This is a genomic window from Methylobacterium sp. E-046, assembly GCF_022829625.1.
Taxonomy (GTDB): domain Bacteria; phylum Pseudomonadota; class Alphaproteobacteria; order Rhizobiales; family Beijerinckiaceae; genus Methylobacterium; species Methylobacterium longum.
The window spans coordinates 1-751 of the sequence record NZ_JAKSYP010000076.1 but is presented as its reverse complement, the minus strand read 5'-3'; the positions used below and the strand labels follow the sequence as shown (position 1 = coordinate 751).

Genomic DNA, 751 nt, shown 5'->3' with positions numbered 1-751 from the left:
AGCAGGCTGCCGGCGGACCGGCGCCGGCGACTGGAGGCGGCTTTGATCCCGCAGAGTTTGCCGCGTTCAAGGCCGAGCAGACCCACGCGGAGACCGGCCGCGAAACGGGCGCGATGAACGCCGCCGCCCGTGGCTTTGTCGACGGGATCCCGGTGGCGGGCCCGTACATCCTCGGCGGCATCGACCGCGCTGACGCGGCGCTGCGGTCATACCAGGGCGGTACCGGCTACGGCGACGAGCTGCAGAAAGCTCAGGGTTACGGCGCCGACGGGAAAGCCGCGCATCCCTACGCCAACACGGCCGGCGAGATTGCCGGCGGCATCGCGGGCACGGCACCCCTGATCGCGGCGGCCCCTGCTGCGTTCGGGGCCGGCACGGGCGGTCTGATTGGCCGCTCACTGATTTCGGCGGCTAGTGGGTCGGTTCTTGGCGGGGCAGATGCAGCGGTCCGGAGTGATGGGGATCTGATAGCTGCACGGAATGGCGCTTTGATTGGTGGTGCGTTCGGCGGGGCAGCCCCCGCGGCAGGTGCGGCGGTCGGGGCGGGGATCCGGAAGTTCTACGGCATGCTGGGCGACGCGCTTGGACCGTCGAGCGGGTTCACTCCGGCCGCGACGCGGATCCTGGCAGAGGACGCGGCCAACTCAGGAGGCGTGCCGCAGATCCGGTCCCGCATGGGCGAGCTTGGGTCCGATGCGATGCTGCTCGATGCCTCGCCATCATTCCAAGGGCAGGCGCAGGGCCTCGCAGT

The 751-nt window shown here is 70.6% G+C and carries 1 pseudogene; it reads left to right on the top strand.

What is annotated here, in order from left to right:
* Positions 1 to 751, top strand: a pseudogene (locus tag MKK82_RS05980) (hypothetical protein); the annotation flags it as partial.